Raw genomic sequence first — 13,833 nt, 5'->3', positions numbered from 1 at the left:
GGGCGGCGCCCGGTGAAACCCGCCGAATGGCCCCAGCAGCCCGAACCGGTCACCGAGGCCGACGCCGCCGCCGTCCGCAAGCAGCTCGGACGCCCGATCCGCGGCGCCCACGCCGTCGCCTGGCGCTGCCCCTGCGGCCAGCCCGCCGTCATCGAGACCGAACCGCGCCTGCCCGACGGCACCCCCTTCCCGACCACGTACTACCTGACCTGCCCGAAAGCCGCCTCGGCCATCGGCAGGCTCGAAGGCGGCGGGGTCATGAAGGACATGAACGAGCGCCTCAACGCCGACCCCGACCTCGCCGCCCGGCACCGCGCCGCCCACGACGACTACCTCGCCCGCCGCGCCGATCTCGGCGAGGTCGCGGAGATCGCGGGCATCTCCGCCGGGGGACTGCCCGACCGCGTCAAGTGCCTGCACGCCCTCGTCGGCCACGCGCTCGCCGCCGGACCCGGCGTCAGCCCCTTCGGCGACGAGGCCATCGACATGCTCCCCGAATGGTGGCAGCGCGGCAGCTGCGCCACCGGCCACACCGAACCCCAGGAGGACGGCGCATGACCCGCCGCGTGGCAGGCATCGACTGCGGCACCAACTCGATCCGCCTCCTCATCGCCGACATCGACGAAACCGGGCGCCTCCACGACGTGGTGCGCCGCATGGAGGTCGTGCGCCTCGGCGAAGGCGTCGACCGCACCGGCCGCCTCTCCGACGCGGCCCTCGAACGCACCCGGGTCGCGCTGGCCGACTACACCGCCCAGATCCGCGAGCACGGGGTCGAGGCGGTGCGCATGGTCGCGACCTCCGCGAGCCGCGACGCCGAGAACGCCGCCGACTTCAAGTCCATGGTCACGGCCGTCCTCGGCCAGGACCCCGAGGTCATCACCGGCGACGAGGAGGCCCGCCTCTCCTTCACCGGCGCGGTCGCGACCCTGCCGGTCCACGAAGGACAGCGCCTCCTCATCGACATCGGCGGCGGCTCGACGGAGTTCGTGCGCGGCACCGGCGCCGACGTCGCGGCGGCCATCTCGGTGAACGTCGGCTGCGTGCGCATGACCGAGCGGCACCTGCGCTCCGACCCGCCGCACGCCGACGAGATCGCCGGGGCCGTCGCCGACATCACCGGCATCGCCGACGGCGCGCTGGCGGTGGCCGACGCGGGCCGCGAGGCGACCGAGCTCGTCGCGGTCGCCGGCACGGCGACCACGATCGCCGCGATCGCCTTGGGGCTCAAGGAGTACGACGCGGACGCGATTGACGGCACGCGCCTCTCCTACGAGCAGGTCGCGCAGGTGACCGCCGACCTCGCGGCCGCGGACCACGAGCAGCGCCTGGCGATCCCGGTCATGCACCCGGGCCGCGCCGACGTCATCGTCGGCGGCGCGCTCGTCCTGCGGACCATCATGGAGCGCAGCGGCATCGACTCGGTGCTCATCTCCGAGCACGACATCCTCGACGGCATCGCCTTGTCCGCGTAGGCGAAACGACACGACTCGGACGGGCACGCGAAAGCGGCCCCGCAGGTGCGGGGCCGCTTTCGCGTTCGCGAGTCTCGCTCGCATCGACCTGTCGAGGCCGCCTGCGCAACGCCTCAGCCATGTCGGACCCTTGCGGGACCATGGAATCGGGGGTCCCCGGGGTGTCCGATTTGAAGGCTAGAGCCAGGCTCATGCCGGTTTGCGTGAACCCGCCTTCCACATCTCGGCGGCGAGCCACAGGGCCGCGACCATGACCAGTGCGCCCCAGGCGATGCGGCCGGCGTGGGGGAGGAAGTACTGCGGGAGCATCGTCGCCAGGAGCGCGGCGAGCGGCACGCCGCTCCACTTGCGCAGGGTGCCCGAGCGCCAGACCGCCACCGCCGCGAGCACGGCGGCGACCGCGATGAGGGCCAGGCCGACCGCGAACACCGTGATGGCGGTCGGGTCGTAGCGGAACGCGTCGCCCACCTCGGTCAGCGTCGCGTCGCCGTCCGCGACGGCCCGTTCGCCGATCGCCTTGAGGCCGTAGACCTCCGCGCCGTAGTACGAGATCGTCAGGGCCGAGCCGATGTAGCCGATCGTCGCGGCCGTGAAGGCCGTCTTCTCGTTCCGGGTCCCCTCGAGGTGGCCGCGCAGCGCGCCGTACCCGAGCGGGATCAAGATGAGGCCGACGATCGCGGCGAGGTGCGCGACGGTCCAGCCGGTGCTCGTCCAGGACTCAGCCCCTTCCAGCGTGGTCTGGTCGCGGCGCGGGGCGGCCGCCTCGTAGATCGCGAAGAGGACGCCGGCGAGCGCGAAAGCCAAGGCGCCCATGCGGGCGCGGGGGTCCTGGCGGGTCTGGGGGACGGTCATGTCTGCTCCTTGGGGGTTCACTGCTCAAACTCGAGAGCAGTGCTCTCTGTTGTGAGCAATGATTGCATACCGGTCCCGACAATGCAAGAGCGGTGCTCTCGTTTCGGTACACTGACCCGATGAACGCGCCGAAAACGGCCCGTGAGCGGGCCCGCGCCGAGCTCACCGCCGAGATCCTCGCCGCCGCCCGCCGCCAGCTCCGCGAGAGTGGCACCGCCCAGCTCTCCCTGCGCTCCGTCGCCCGCGAGCTCGGCATGGCGTCATCGGCCGTCTACCGCTACTTCGCCAGCCGCGACGACCTCCTCACCGCCCTGATAGTCCAGGCCTACACCGAGGTCGGCGAGGCCGCCGAAGACGCCGACGACCCCGCCGCCGCGCCCGAGGAGCGCTGGCTCGCCGTCTGGCGGGCGGTGCGCGCCTGGTCCCTGGACAACCGCCATGAGTACGCGCTCATCTTCGGCACGCCCGTCCCCGGCTACGTCGCCCCGCACATCACCGTCGAGGTCGCCGGACGCATGCCGCTCACCCTCGCGCGCATCGCCGCCGCCGCCAAGCGGGACGGGAACCTCACGCCCCCAACGGGACCGGTCTGCCCGCCCGAAGCGATCACCCCGGAGATGCTGGTGCTGCTGGAGGACGAGGCCTTCACCCCCGACGAGACCGCCCGGCTCATCCTCGCCTGGAACCGCCTGGTCGGCATCATCGGCTACGAGCTCCACGGCCACCTTGTCAACGTCACCGCCGACGACGCCCTCTTCTTCGACCACACCGCGCGCACCGAAGGCGCGCGGCTCGGACTTCGGTTCCGTTGATGTAGCTCGATGTGTCTCATCATGCTACGACTTTGCATGAAGACCATCACTCAACGTGAGTTCCGGAACGCCTCCGCGGCCGTCATGGATGTGGTGGCGGCGGGAGCGACGTTCCATATCACTCGGAACGGCATCGAGGTCGCCGAACTGAGACCGCTGAACCGGCGGCGGCGCCTGAGTGCGGAAGAGCTGCACGAGCGTCACCGAAACCTTCCCCGGGTCGACCACAAGAAGATGCGCGACGAGATCGATGAGTTCTTCGGCCCGGATGATCTGTTCGAGGATGACCCCTGGGAGCGCCGACGTGGGTGAGCGACCCGAAGTCGGGGTCCTGGACACCTGTGTCTTCATCGATATCGGCGTCATCTGGCCCGTGCTCACCGCGATCACGTTCGCCGAACTGCAGCAAGGTGTCGTGGTCGCCGGGAATCCGATCGATCGCGCGGACCGAATGGAGAAGCTCGGTGCGGCAATTGCCGAGTTCGACCGTGTCGCATTCGACGGACGGGCTGCCGCGCGCTTCGGGCGGCTCGCATCGATGGCGGTCGCGTCAGGCCGTGGACTGCGCAGGCGGAAGCTCGACCTCATGATCGCGGCGATCGCGGCGGTGAACAACATGCCGCTGTTCACCCGCAACGTCGACGGCTTCAAAGGACGCGAAGCCGCCGTCACGGTCGTCGAGGTCTGACTCAGGCCCTCAGGGCCAGCGCCACCACGATCGCCGCGATCACGAGCACCACGCCGATCGCGGCGATCGCCCACGGCCAGCGCCGGACCTGCCGGTGCTCGGCGACGTCGCCGACGACGACCGTGACGTTGTCGGGCCCGCCGCCCTCGAGGGCGAGGCGCACGAGTTCGTCGGCGGCGGCCTGGGGGTCGGCGAAGTCGCGCAGGACGTTCTCGATGACGGCGTCGTCGACGACGTCGCTCAGCCCGTCCGAGCAGAGCATGTACCGGTCGCCGATCAGGGCCGGGCGGGTCTCGAAGTGCGCGGGGGCGGGGTTGGCCTGGAGCACGCGGGTGACCACCGACTTGTACGGGTGGTCCTGGGCCTCGGCGGGGGTGATCGCGCCTTCGTCGACGAGGTGCTGGACGTAGGAGTCGTCCACGGTCACCTGCACGAAGTCCTCGCCGCGCACCTGGTAGGCGCGTGAGTCTCCGATGTGGACGATGTCGACTGCGTTGTCGCCCAGCCAGAGTCCGGTGAGCGTCGTCGCCATGCCCTCCGATTCGGGGTTCTCGGCGACGGCCGCGCGGATGCGGTCGCGGGCGGCGTCGACGACCGCGCCGAGCTCGGCGGAGGCCTCGACGGGGGAGCGGCGGGCCAGCCGTGTCACCTCGGCGATGGTGACCCCGCTGGCCACCTCGCCGGCGGCCGCGCCGCCCACGCCGTCGGCGACGGCGAGCAGCCGCCGCGACGCGAGGTGGGAGTCCTCGTTCAGGTCGCGGACTTTGCCCACGTCGGTCGCGGCGCCGTAGCGCCAACGCAATTCGGTCACAGGCGATCACCACTGATTCCGCACCGGGATTCGGCTGTCTGTTCAAAGCTTGGCCGTTCGAGGGACATGGGCGCAAGTGTAGTGTCCCGCCACTCTCCGCTGCCGACCCTTGATCCCGGTGCGCCCCGCCCCGCCCGCGCCCGCGTGTATCCCCCGTTCGTGCCAGCCTGCGATGCCGGTGCTGAGCTGCGATGACGTCCCCTTTACAGTGGATTCAGCCCGCTTCGCCAGCCCCCTAGGAGCACCCATGCAGACGGTTCTGGCCGACCGGTACGTCCTGGAGCACGAGATCGCCCGCGGCGCGGTCGGCGTCGTGTGGCGAGGCCTCGACCAGGTCACCGGCGACCACGTGGCCGTCAAGGTCCTCCGTCCGGAGCTGCGGGGCGAGGAGGAGATCTTCGAGAGCTTCCGCGCCGAGGCGGGCATCCTGCGCACCCTCGACCACCCCGGAGTCGTGTCCGTCAAGGACTTCATCGTCACCGACACGGTGTGCGCGGTCGTGCTCGAATTCATCGAAGGGCTCGACCTGCGCGAGCACCTGCGCCTGCACGGGCCGCTCCCGGCCGCCGAGGCCGCGCGCCGCTGCGCGGGCGCCGCCGAGACGCTGGCCGCGATCCACCGCGCCGGGTACCGGCACGGGGACGTCAAGCCCGGCAACCTGATGCTGTCCGGGACCGAGGGCCTGAAGTTCATCGACTTCGGCATCGCGCGCGCGGCCGCGTCCAAGACCGCGCCCTCGCACGGCACCCCCGAGTACATCGCCCCGGAGGTCGCCTCGGGCGACTCCGCGAGCCCCGGCGTCGACAACTACGCGCTCGGGCTCGTCCTCTACGAGGCGCTCACCGCCCACAGCGCCTACCGCGGCGGCTCCATCACCGACGTGGTCGAGCGGCACCTGACGCAGATCCCGGTCAAGCCGGCCGCGGTGGACGCCGAACTGTGGCGGACCGTGGAGACGCTGCTCGCCCTCGACCCGCGCGCCCGCGGCGACCTCGACGCGGTCGCCGCCGAGCTGCGCCGCCTCGCGCCGCGCCTGTCGAACCAGGCGACCGCGCCGATCGTGCCGGAGCTGCGGGAGCGGGACGCGACCGCGACGTTCGACTACGACCCCGTGACCCCGAACGCGCCGGAGGTCGAGGCGGGCGCGATCGGCGCGATGCTCGCCGCCGGGTCCGCGGGCGGCGACCGCGCGGGCGCGGTCTACGGGAAGGACGGCGACAGGCTCGGGCGCGGCTGGGTCATCGGCCTCGCCGCCGCGGCGGGCTTCGTCGTGATCGCGGCCGTATGGGCCTTTCTGGTCATCACCCGCCCCGATCTCCCGGATGAGGACGATGTGGCCGATCCGTCCCCGAGTGCGAGCGAGTCCGCGCCCGTGGAGGACGAGACCTCCGCAGACGCAACGGAAACGAGCCCTGAGCCGAGCGCGACGCCCGCTGAGGAGACGGCCACTCCTCAAGGGCCGGACGCCGAAAGCAAGTCGCCTGACCGGAATTCGGATGAAATGTCCGAATCGGAAGGCGGCGGCGATGATTCCACTGAGGGCGGTTCCGACGACGACTCGCCCGGATCCGATCTCATCGGATCTCCCATGCCCGACAACTGAAAGCGATAGCGACAGTCGATAATGATCCGTGACCGCCGGGCAACGCCGAGTCATCGCAACCCATGGCGCGATCGGGATCACACGATTGGAATTCTCGAAACAGGCGTTGCAATCCTGCGGACCACTCCGGCCGTTTCGCAAGGCTTGCAGCGTAATCCGTGAACCCATCCAGTCAAGTATCGGTAACGGTCTATCGACACATTGGAGCTGTCCACTTGTCATGCGGGCATCTACATGGCATCCTGTCGGGCATGGCAGGAAAAGAACTCAACGCAACCTCAGCAGCATTGCTGGGCTTGCTGCACGAAGGACCGATGACCGGCGGACAACTCATGGCAGAGGCGACCCGTCGCCTCGGTCCGTACTGGACCATGACGCGTTCCCAGGTCTACCGCGAACTCCCCGCCCTCGCCGAAGGCGGCCTCGTTCGGGTCGGGAAGCCGGGGCCGCGCGCCTCGGTGCCCTACACGATCAGCGCCAACGGCAAGCGGGCGTTCACGCGCTGGCTCAACGAGCCGGCCCGCATCGGCCAGCTGCGCGACCCCGTCGCGCTGCGCACGGCCTTCCTCGACTACCTCTCCAAGGACACCGCCGAGGAGATGTTCGCCGACGCGACCGAGCAGCACCAGGAGGCCTTGGCAGAGGCCCGCGCGGCTGCGAAGGACTACGCGGACGAGGACCCGAACGCGGCGATCGCGATGGAGTTCGCGATCGGCTACCACCGCTCGGCCCTCAGCTGGCTGAAGAAGCGGTAACGGCAGCGCCCGGGTCCTGACCCGGGAAACGACGATCAAGCACGTAACGGGACGCGGCCCCAGCGGGGCCCGCGTCCCGTTTCGTATGAGCCCGAATACAGGCGTAGTCTGATCTGTTGTGACCAGTGTCGATGTTTCCGCCGATCTCCGTGACCTGAAGGCGACGCTCAGCAGCGTCGAGGCCGTGCTCGACTTGCCCGCGCTCCGGCGCGAGCTGGCCGAACTCGAGGCAGCGGCCGCCGACCCCGGCCTGTGGGACGACACCGCGCAGGCCCAGAAGATCACCTCCCGCCTGTCGTACGTCCAGGCCGAGCTCAAGAAGCTCGCCGCCCTCCACGAGCGCATGGACGACGTCGAAGTCCTGTTCGAGCTCGCCGACGACGAGTCCGACCCGGGCGCGGCCGCCGAGGCCGCCGCCGAGCTCGACTCGATCCGCAAGGCCGTCGACGAGCTCGAGGTGCGCACCCTCCTCTCGGGCGAATACGACGAGCGCGACTCGGTCGTCACCGTCCGCTCGGGCGCCGGCGGGGCCGACGCCTGCGACTTCGCCGAGCAGCTCATGCGCATGTACCTGCGGTGGTCCGAGGCCCACGGCTTCGGCACCGAGGTGTACGACATCTCCTACGCGGAAGAGGCCGGCATCCGCTCGGCGACCTTCGCCGTCAAGGGCCCCTACTCCTACGGCCACCTCTCGGTCGAGCAGGGCACGCACCGCGTCGTGCGCATCAGCAAATACGACAACCAGGGCCGCCGCCAGACCGGCTTCGCTGCCGTCGAGGTCGTGCCCGCCCTGGAGCAGACCGACGAGATCGAGGACATCCCCGAGGACGAGATCCGCGTGGACGTCTACCGCTCCTCCGGCCCCGGCGGCCAGGGCGTCAACACCACCGACTCGGCGGTGCGCCTGACCCACCTCCCGACCGGCATCGTCGTCTCCTGCCAGAACGAGCGCTCGCAGCTGCAGAACAAGGCCACCGCGATGGGCGTCCTCAAGGCCAAGCTCCTTCAGCGCAAGCGCGACGAGGAGCGGGCCAAGGTCGACGAGCTGCGCGGCTCGGCCACGGCCTCGTGGGGCGACCAGATGCGCTCGTACGTCGAGCACCCGTACCAGATGGTCAAGGACCTGCGCACCGGCTTCGAGACCGCCGACGTCAAGGGCGTCTACGACGGCAACATCGACGGCTTCCTCGAGGCCGGCATCCGCTGGCGCAAGAGCGGCGAGAAGAGCGCCGACTAGCCGCGTCGTAGGCCCTGTTTCCTATAGGAAATGCGATCCGCTGTGGACGGCTCGTGGCCGCCCGATGACGCTCCGCCGAGCATCGATGGGCCGCCTGACCATAGCTGCTTCCACCGTTCGGCTGAAATCGCGTCGTAACCCTTGCGCGGCCGTGACATATGGGGCTGAAACTGCGAAATATGCCACGCTTGTACTGGAGCCGCCCGACCGGCGCCGAGGTCCGGCGGCTAGACTCCGCCTCGTGATTCAGCTTGAGGGTGTAACCAAGCACTACCCCCGGTCGAACCGCCCTTCGGTCGAGGACGTGAACGTCTTCATCGACAAGGGAGAGTTCGTCTTCTTCATCGGTCCGACCGGTGCGGGGAAGTCCACGATGATCAAGCTCCTGCTGCGCGAAGAGGTTCCGGACAAGGGCAAGATCACCGTCGGGGACACCGACGTGACGAGGCTCCGCCGGTGGAAGGTCCCCGCCTACCGGCGCAGCATCGGCTGCGTGTTCCAGGACTTCCGGCTGCTGCCGAACCGCACGGCGGCCGAGAACGTGGCGTTCGCGCTCGAGGTCATCGGCAAGCCGCGCTCGGTCGCGCGCCGGGTCGTCCCCGAGGTGCTCGAACTCGTGGGCCTCGGCGGCAAGGAGCACCGCTACCCGCACGAGCTCTCCGGCGGCGAGCAACAGCGCGTCGCGGTGGCCCGCGCCTTCGTCAACCGGCCGCTCCTGCTGCTGGCCGACGAGCCCACCGGTAACCTCGACCCCGACACCTCGATCGAGATCATGCGGCTGCTCGACCGGATCAGCCGCACCGGCACCACCATCCTCATGGTCACCCACGACTCCAACATCGTGAACCAGATGCGCCGTCGCGTCATCGAGATCGAGAACGGCCAGATCGTCCGCGACCAGGCTCGCGGCGTCTACGGCTAGCGGAAGGCAGATACAGAGCACATGCGCGCGAAGTACGTGATGTCCGAGGTCTTCCTCGGACTGTGGCGCAACATCTCCATGACGATCGCCATGATCATCACCATGGCCGTCTCGCTGACGATGCTCGGCGCGGGCCTCCTGCTGTACAACCAGGTCGACGTGATCGAGCGGCACTACCAGACGAACCTCGAAGTGGTCGTCTACCTGCAGCAGGACATCGACCAGGCCACGACCGACCAGATCAACGCCGAGCTCAAGGAGAGCGACCTCGTCGCCGAGGTCCAGTACGAGTCGAAGGAAGAAGCCTACGAGCGCTTCCAAGACACGTTCGAGGACACGCCCGACCTGGTCAAGTCCGTGGACGCCGAGGCCCTGCCGCCCGCGTTCCGCGTCAAGATGAAGGACATCGCCGACGCTCCCGAGCTCATCAAGCAGTTCGAGGGCCGCGAGGGCGTCTTCCAGGTCACCAACCAGCGCGAGATCCTGCAGCAGGTGTTCGACATCCTCGGCGGGGCCCAGCGCCTCACGCTCATCATCGCGCTCGTCCAGGGCGTCGCCGCCCTCATGCTGGTGGCGAACACGATCCAGGTCGCCGCGTACTCGCGGCGCCGCGAGGTCGCGATCATGAAGCTCGTGGGCGCGCCGAACTGGTTCGTCCAGGCGCCGTTCGTGCTTGAGGCGGTCTTCGCCGGCGTCATCGGCTCGATCTTCGCCTTCGGCACGCTCATCGCCGCGAAGTTCCTCGTCATCGACGGCCAGTTCGCGGACCTGTTCAAGCTCATGCCCCCGATCACGATGCAGGCGATCCTCGTCCTGCTGCCGATCCTCGTCGGCGTCTCGGCGGTCATCAGCGCGATCACGGCGTGGATCACCCTGCGCTTCAACATCAAGGTCTGACCTCATATCGATCGGGGCCTATGTCCCGAATGGCCTGAACGTCTGTCGCAGATGGACTACATTCGGGCCTTATGAGGCGAATCGGCTGGCTGCTCGCGGCCCTGCTCCTGGCAGGGACCGCGAGCAGTCCCGCTTTCGGGGTCTCCCAGCGCGACCTCGACAAGGTCGAGCGCGAGAAGGCCGAGATGGCCGCGCAGCTCGAGGACGCCTCGGACGAGGTGCGCGCCGCGGGCCAGGTCCTCGCCGAGACCGAGGCCGAACTGCCCGGAGCCGAGCACGCGGTCGACGTCGCCGAAGGACGGGTCGCGGCGGCCCAGGCCGAAGCCTCCCAGGCGCAGCGCGAGGCCGACGCCGCCCGCGAGGCCCTCGAGGAAGCCGAGGCCGAGTACGAGGCCGCGCGCGCGGCCGTCGAGGCCGCCCGCGAGGCCCGCGCCGCCCTGTTCCGCGCGACCGCCCGCGGCGCCGAACTGCTCACGCTGGACGCGGTGCTCGCCTCGGGCGACCCGCAGACCGCCGTCGACGGCCTCACCTACCTCGAGTTCCTCATGGAAGGCAAGAACCAGGCGGTCGCAGAGGTGACCCAGGTCCGCCGAGAGGCCGCCAACGCCGAGAACGCCGCGTCCCTCGCCGAGACCGAGGCCGAGGCGGCCGAGGCGGCGGCCGCCGACGCGCTCGCCGCGGCCGAGGTCCGCTACAGCGAGGCCCAGGCCGCCCAGGTCGCCGTGCAGGAGCTCGTGGGCCGGCACGAGGCCGCGCTCGCGGTCGCCGAGGACGCCCGCGACGATGCGCAGTCCGAGTACGACCAGCTCGAGGCCGAGTCCGAGCGCATCGCCGAGCAGCTGCGCCAGGCCGCACGCGAGGACGACGACGACAACGGCTCCGGCGGCGGCTCGTCCTCAGGAGGCGGCGGCGGCGGCGGTGGCGGCGGCTTCGTGGTGCCGGTCGACGGCTGGAAGTCCTCCGACTTCGGCTGGCGGCGCCACCCGATCTACGGCACGACCCGCCTCCACGGCGGCACCGACTTCGCCGCCGGCACCGGCGCCACCATCCACGCCGCCGACTCCGGCAAAGTGGTCTACGCCGGCTGGAGCTCCGGCTACGGGCAGCTGACGTGCATCAGCCACGGCGGCGGCGTCTCGACCTGCTACGCGCACCAGTCGCAGATCTGGGTGAACGACGGCGAGCACGTCGACCGCGACGAGGGCATCGGCGCGGTCGGCAGCACCGGCGACAGCACCGGGCCGCATCTGCACTTCGAGGTGCGGGTGCACGGCGAGCGGGTCAACCCGGTCGGGTACCTGCCCGGGTGCCTCTGCCGGTAGTGATTCGCCTAGGAGCGAATTGGTTTCGACAGACACCTGTTCGATCGTTAAGCTTGCTGCGTGTCCAAGAAGCAGCAGGAGAAGGTCAAGCACTCGGGTCCCGAGCGCTCGGTGGTGACCACCAACCGCAAGGCCCGGCACGACTACGAGATCCTGGACACCTACGAGGCCGGCATGGTCCTGTCCGGGACCGAGGTCAAGGCCCTGCGCCAAGGCCGGGGGAACATCGTCGACGCGTTCGCCGAGATCCACAACGGCGAGGCGCGCGTCCACAACTTCCACATCCCGGAGTACGACTACGGGACGTGGACCAACCACCCGCCCCGGCGCATCCGCAAGCTCCTGCTGCACCGCGGCGAGATCGCGAAGCTCGCGGGCAAGCTCGACGAGTCGGGCATTACGCTCGTCCCGCTCTCGGTGTACTTCCTCAACGGGTACGCCAAAATGGAGCTGGGGCTGGCCCGGGGCCGCAAGAACTACGACAAGCGCCAGGCCATCGCCAAGCGCGAGTCCGACCGCGAGATCGAGCGGGCCATGGGCCGCGCCGCCAAGCGCGGCGGGAAGTGAGCCGGGGGAATATCGGTTCGACGCCCGCCGTTGGACTGGGTTAGACTGCCAGAGCACAATTGAACAGAGTCACGGCACAACTGAACAGGGTGAAACACTCACTCATCTCGGGGCTGATCGGTTTCGACTCCGTATGTTGAGGTGAGGGAAGCGGGTCGAGGAAGCCAACGCTGTCTCGTAAACCAACGTTGGAAACCAATAAGTGCCAACGCAAAACGCACTGACTTCGCTCTCGCTGCCTAAGCGACCGTGAAGTTGCCGCTCCAGGGGCGCATCCGCTCTGGGTTCGCGGCATCATTTAAGGATGCTGGGCCGACGTCTTGATCGCTGGGACGTCCGGCCGAGATCTTCGGCGATTAGAGCCCGCCACACCGTCTCGTCCGCGTGATCGGTGGGGCTCGATAAAAGGCACAGCGGACTGCACCCGGAGAAGTCTCACAGATGCAGCGGAGGACCAGGGTTCGATTCCCTGCAGCTCCACAGCCATAGCGGCCCGGACGCGAAAGCGTCCGGGCCTTTTTCATGCCGTGCCGGCGCCCGAGTCCCGCGTGACGCTGGGTGGTTTGTCCGTAAGATCACAATATGTACACTCTGTTGTCGGTCATGCACGTCCTGTTGGTCGTGGTGTTCGTCGGTCCGGCCATGCTGACGCCGTGGCTGGGGGAGCGGGCGCTGCGCGAGCGCGACGGGGACCGCGTGCACCGCGCGGGGCGGCGCTGCATGGCCCTCAACGCACTCACGCTCGTGGCGGCGCTGTTCGGGGTGCTGACGATGATGACGAGCGAGCGGCACTCGTTCGCGGACCCGTGGGTCGTCATCGCCTCGACCCTGTACGCGGTCGGGGTCGTCAACGGCGCGGCCGTCATCCCGGGCGCGCTCGCGCGCATCGGCAAGGAACTCCAGGACGGGCACGGCACCATGGACGGCGAACTGCTGGAGCAGCACCGCGGGCGCCTGCTCGCGCTCTCGGGGCTCAACCTCGTCTTCTACGTCGTGGTCGTGGTCCTCATGGCCTGGCGGCCGGGAGGCTGATCCGCGGCTCCGCGCGGCCGGTGCCCGGGGGACTAGTTCAGGACGGGGTCGGCGGGGAACTGCGCGATCGCCGAGAGCATGCCGCCCTGGCGTTTCCACACCATGCCCCACAGCTCCTCGGGGTTGGTCGAGAACGGGTCCGCGGGGAGGGCGTCGAAGACCATCCAGGCGCCGGCGTCGATCTCGGCCTCGAGCTGCCCCGGCGCCCAGCCGGCGTAGCCGGTGAAGACCCGCATCCCCTCCAGGAGCGGCGCGACCTCGTCGGGGTCGCGGGCCAGGTCGAGCGTGCCCAGGCGTCCTAGGACGGGCCGGAACGCGTCGTTGAAGGGCGCGTCGGCCTTCCGCCAGCCCAGTCCGATCGCCGCGTCAGGCTGCACCGGGCCGCCCTCGAAGAGGACCGCGGGGTGCCCCGCCAGGTCCGCCCACTGGTCGAGGTAGTGGACGACCTTCCGCTCGGTGGCCCGGTTGAGGACCACGCCCAGCACCCCGTCGGACTCGTGCCCGACGCCGATGACGACCGTGCGGTCGAAGTTGGGGTCCTGCAGCGTGGGCGTGGCGACGAGGAGACTGCCGACGAACGACTTGGTGCGCGCCGGTGTTGTTTCGCGACTGACCATGGGTCCACCTCCGTTCTGCGCCCGCCTCCGCGAATCCGTCCCTGGCTCGGGTTCGGCCCGGTTCTCCCGGCACGGTAACCCGCGGGGGCGCGCTTGCAGCAAGGTTCCCGCACTTTCCGAGGAAATACACCGTGGTGTCGGGAGCCCGACAGTTGTTTCCTCACTGAGGGTGCACGGGACCCGACGATGCGGTGCAGCACCGCCTACGGGAGGGGCCACAGTGGCCTCGTGTGCGAAGAACGG

At 69.6% G+C, this 13,833-nt stretch carries 16 protein-coding genes and 1 other RNA gene; 14 read left to right on the top strand and 3 right to left on the bottom strand.

Annotation, left to right across the window (positions count from 1 at the left end; translation table 11 throughout):
* The first annotated feature begins 12 nt into the window (after window positions 1-12).
* The gene (locus AB0K52_RS04525) at window positions 13-558 is read left to right on the top strand and encodes a DUF501 domain-containing protein (RefSeq protein ID WP_363526044.1); all 546 of its coding nucleotides are present in this window, start codon (window positions 13-15) and stop codon (window positions 556-558) included.
* Window positions 555-1,475, top strand: coding sequence for a Ppx/GppA phosphatase family protein (locus AB0K52_RS04520; protein ID WP_363526041.1), 921 nt, complete (start codon window positions 555-557; stop codon window positions 1,473-1,475). The genes AB0K52_RS04525 and AB0K52_RS04520 overlap by 4 nt, the downstream gene beginning before the upstream one ends.
* 189 nt (window positions 1,476-1,664) lie before the next feature.
* On the opposite strand, the gene AB0K52_RS04515 is transcribed toward AB0K52_RS04520, so the two are convergent.
* Window positions 1,665-2,327, bottom strand: coding sequence for a hypothetical protein (locus AB0K52_RS04515; protein ID WP_363526038.1), 663 nt, complete (start codon window positions 2,325-2,327; stop codon window positions 1,665-1,667).
* Between the two features lie 119 nt (window positions 2,328-2,446).
* On the opposite strand from AB0K52_RS04515, the gene AB0K52_RS04510 reads away from it, so the two are divergent.
* The 3 genes from AB0K52_RS04510 (at window position 2,447) to AB0K52_RS04500 (ending at window position 3,827) form a co-directional block, all read left to right on the top strand.
* Entirely contained in the window at window positions 2,447-3,139 is a 693-nt protein-coding gene (locus AB0K52_RS04510; protein ID WP_363526035.1) for a TetR/AcrR family transcriptional regulator, read from the top strand.
* Window positions 3,140-3,175: 36 nt separating this feature from the next.
* Window positions 3,176-3,451 carry a PhdYeFM domain-containing protein gene (locus AB0K52_RS04505; protein ID WP_363526032.1) on the top strand — a complete coding sequence of 92 codons (276 nt, stop codon included), beginning with the start codon at window positions 3,176-3,178 and terminating at the stop codon, window positions 3,449-3,451.
* A gap of 61 nt (window positions 3,452-3,512) precedes the next feature.
* Window positions 3,513-3,827, top strand: coding sequence for a PIN domain-containing protein (locus AB0K52_RS04500; protein ID WP_363526030.1), 315 nt, complete (start codon window positions 3,513-3,515; stop codon window positions 3,825-3,827).
* Between the two features lies 1 nt (window position 3,828).
* On the opposite strand, the gene AB0K52_RS04495 is transcribed toward AB0K52_RS04500, so the two are convergent.
* Window positions 3,829-4,638, bottom strand: a complete 810-nt coding sequence (locus AB0K52_RS04495; RefSeq protein ID WP_363526027.1) for a protein phosphatase 2C domain-containing protein — start codon at window positions 4,636-4,638, stop codon at window positions 3,829-3,831.
* A gap of 247 nt (window positions 4,639-4,885) precedes the next feature.
* On the opposite strand from AB0K52_RS04495, the gene AB0K52_RS04490 reads away from it, so the two are divergent.
* From AB0K52_RS04490 to AB0K52_RS04450, 9 genes are all read left to right on the top strand, one after another.
* A complete protein-coding gene (locus tag AB0K52_RS04490; protein WP_363526025.1) occupies window positions 4,886-6,241 on the top strand; it encodes a protein kinase in 1,356 nt (451 codons plus the stop codon).
* A gap of 251 nt (window positions 6,242-6,492) precedes the next feature.
* A complete protein-coding gene (locus AB0K52_RS04485; RefSeq protein WP_030155315.1) occupies window positions 6,493-6,996 on the top strand; it encodes a PadR family transcriptional regulator in 504 nt (167 codons plus the stop codon).
* A 118-nt stretch (window positions 6,997-7,114) separates the two neighbouring features.
* Complete coding sequence (prfB, locus tag AB0K52_RS04480; protein ID WP_208496203.1) at window positions 7,115-8,233, top strand: peptide chain release factor 2; 1,119 nt, start codon at window positions 7,115-7,117, stop codon at window positions 8,231-8,233.
* Window positions 8,234-8,474: 241 nt separating this feature from the next.
* A complete protein-coding gene (gene ftsE / locus AB0K52_RS04475; protein WP_205326604.1) occupies window positions 8,475-9,155 on the top strand; it encodes a cell division ATP-binding protein FtsE in 681 nt (226 codons plus the stop codon).
* A 21-nt stretch (window positions 9,156-9,176) separates the two neighbouring features.
* Window positions 9,177-10,052, top strand: a complete 876-nt coding sequence (gene ftsX, locus AB0K52_RS04470; RefSeq protein ID WP_363526016.1) for a permease-like cell division protein FtsX — start codon at window positions 9,177-9,179, stop codon at window positions 10,050-10,052.
* Between the two features lie 71 nt (window positions 10,053-10,123).
* On the top strand, window positions 10,124-11,374 hold the full coding sequence (locus AB0K52_RS04465; RefSeq protein ID WP_363526013.1) for a M23 family metallopeptidase: 1,251 nt from the start codon (window positions 10,124-10,126) through the stop codon (window positions 11,372-11,374).
* A 60-nt stretch (window positions 11,375-11,434) separates the two neighbouring features.
* On the top strand, window positions 11,435-11,941 hold the full coding sequence (smpB, locus tag AB0K52_RS04460; RefSeq protein WP_363526010.1) for an SsrA-binding protein SmpB: 507 nt from the start codon (window positions 11,435-11,437) through the stop codon (window positions 11,939-11,941).
* 109 nt (window positions 11,942-12,050) lie between these two features.
* Window positions 12,051-12,424, top strand: a transfer-messenger RNA (tmRNA) gene (gene ssrA / locus AB0K52_RS04455).
* 99 nt (window positions 12,425-12,523) lie between these two features.
* Window positions 12,524-12,973: a DUF2269 family protein gene (locus AB0K52_RS04450; protein WP_363526007.1), complete on the top strand. Its 450-nt coding sequence runs from the start codon at window positions 12,524-12,526 to the stop codon at window positions 12,971-12,973.
* Between the two features lie 32 nt (window positions 12,974-13,005).
* Here the strand turns inward: AB0K52_RS04450 and AB0K52_RS04445 are convergent, their stop codons facing one another.
* Window positions 13,006-13,590 carry a YqgE/AlgH family protein gene (locus AB0K52_RS04445; protein WP_363526005.1) on the bottom strand — a complete coding sequence of 195 codons (585 nt, stop codon included), beginning with the start codon at window positions 13,588-13,590 and terminating at the stop codon, window positions 13,006-13,008.
* Window positions 13,591-13,833 lie beyond the last annotated feature (243 nt).

Source organism: Glycomyces sp. NPDC049804 (assembly GCF_040674615.1).
Lineage (GTDB): Bacteria > Actinomycetota > Actinomycetes > Mycobacteriales > Micromonosporaceae > Glycomyces > Glycomyces niveus.
Note: the sequence above shows the minus strand (reverse complement) of the source record. Positions and strands in the feature narration are given on the sequence as shown.